This window comes from Marinobacter sp. SS21, assembly GCF_028369065.1.
Taxonomy (GTDB): Bacteria; Pseudomonadota; Gammaproteobacteria; order Pseudomonadales; family Oleiphilaceae; genus Marinobacter.
Genome location: NZ_JAQNDA010000025.1, coordinates 1 through 1,863, shown reverse-complemented (window position 1 = coordinate 1,863; position 1,863 = coordinate 1). Strand labels below are relative to the sequence as shown.

1 protein-coding gene is annotated in these 1,863 nt (G+C 55.9%); it reads right to left on the bottom strand.

The annotated features are described in order from the left end of the window. Nucleotides 1–102 precede the first annotated feature (102 nt). Nucleotides 103–1,326 carry a group II intron reverse transcriptase/maturase gene (ltrA, locus tag N6L25_RS17635; RefSeq protein WP_271983148.1) on the bottom strand — a complete coding sequence of 408 codons (1,224 nt, stop codon included), beginning with the start codon at nucleotides 1,324–1,326 and terminating at the stop codon, nucleotides 103–105. Between the last annotated feature and the right edge of the window lie 537 nt (nucleotides 1,327–1,863).

Sequence of the window (1,863 nt, the reverse complement as noted above, 5' to 3'; positions counted from 1 at the left end):
TTTGGAGGTCGAGTAGGCAATGGGAACCGCCCCCAAAGCCTCTCACAGAACCGTACGTGAACCTCTCGATTCATACGGCTCTTATTACCCAACCGCTACCTGTTATCCTGCCCAATGCGCAAATAGCCGGGGGTGTCTCCACCTCAAGGTATTTACCCTATGGGCAGCCTGTATCAGGCCCCTGAGTTTCTTGTACTTCCCTTTGGCCCACCGGCTTAATCGCAAGTCAAAGTGAAACAACACATTGCGAATATAGCGGCGACCAAATAGGCCGTAGTACTGCATCCAACCACGGATTCGGGACTGGCAGAACCGGACAAATTGTCCAAACTCTTGCTGTCGCCACCGTTTCCAGGGCCACTCAGTGATCTTGGTGCGGATCTCTTTCGCTGCCCGCTGGCTAATGGCTCCCATGAAGTACACTCCACGGCGACCCTGCCGGTTGCGCATCCAGCGCGGCCGGAAGGTGAAACCGAGGAAGTCGAACGCGAAAACCGGGTAATCCTGCCGATGCTGCCCACCCTTACAATAGACGATTTTCGTCTTCTCCGGATGCAGCGTCAGACCACAGGCTCTGAACCGTTCCTCGAGGACCGCTTTAAGTGCCTGAGCTTCCCGCTCACTGGAACAGTGACACACAATATCGTCCGCATAGCGTTCGAACTGAATGCCGCCCCAGTGCTTTTCTACCCAGCGATCAAAAACGTAGTGCAGGAACAAATTCGCCAGCAAAGGACTGATCACACCGCCTTGCGGCGTGCCCCGGTCGCGCGCTTCTATGGAACCATTCGCCAACTGAACCGGTGCGCTTAGCCAGCGCCGGATGTACAGCTTTTGCCAGCCTTCGGACACATGCCGATCCACCGCCTTCATTAACAGGTCATGGTCGATGTTGTCGAAGAAGCCCTGGATGTCCATATCCAGCACCCAGGCTTTCTTCCAGCATCGAGCCTGAACTTGTTTCAGTGCATCATGCGCCGATTTTCCAGGTCGATAGCCATAAGAATCTGGGTGAAAGTGTCGTTCCAGTTCCGGTTCGATTTGCAGCTTAACCACCGTCTGTGCAATACGGTCCGCAACGGTCGGAATGCCCAGAGGGCGCGTTCCTCCCGTGGCTTTCCCAATATCTACACGTAGCACCGGTGGCGGATGATAGCTTCCCGAGGATAAACGGTTCCAAAGCTTGTAAAGGTTGTTGCCAAGGTCAGCCTCAAAGTCTTCCAGACTCTGACGATCGACGCCCGCGCTACCTTTGTTGGCCCGAACCCGTTTATAGGCCTGGTACACCAGTGCTTTCGGGAGGGTATACGGTTTTGTCGAGGCCACATGACTCCTCCCGGAACTCGGTTGGCCATCTGATCTCGACGGGATAATTTGCCCCCTTCGCTCCACACCCATTACAGGTGCTTCAACACTACTACGGGGCAATCCGTCCCTGTGCCCTGCATCGGTACTCTCGCCTCGTGGGGTTGCCACTTGTGCTTCTCCCTTAACATCAGGACGACAGGTTCTCATGTTCCATACTCAAGCCTGCACCCAGGTCATGCCGCCTCTATGCCGGCTGCCGCTACGCCCGTCCCCAGTCTGCGTCGTAGCTCATCCCGGAATTTCGCGGGGACCCCGGTTTTGACAGCAACAGTCACCGTTTCGACACCTCATCGACGGTTCACTTTCGTTCATCTCCTTGGGCACTTACCTGACCGCTCTTAGCGGCCTTTTTCCCCTGTCGCTCACGACCCGCACTCTTAATGCAAGCCGCACAGGGCGGTTTGATCCCGGTGTCTGGTCACCGAGACCGAGGGGCCTTCCCTCATCTTGAATACAGCAAGAAAGACCGGAGTCTTTCGTCATGACACACCCGCG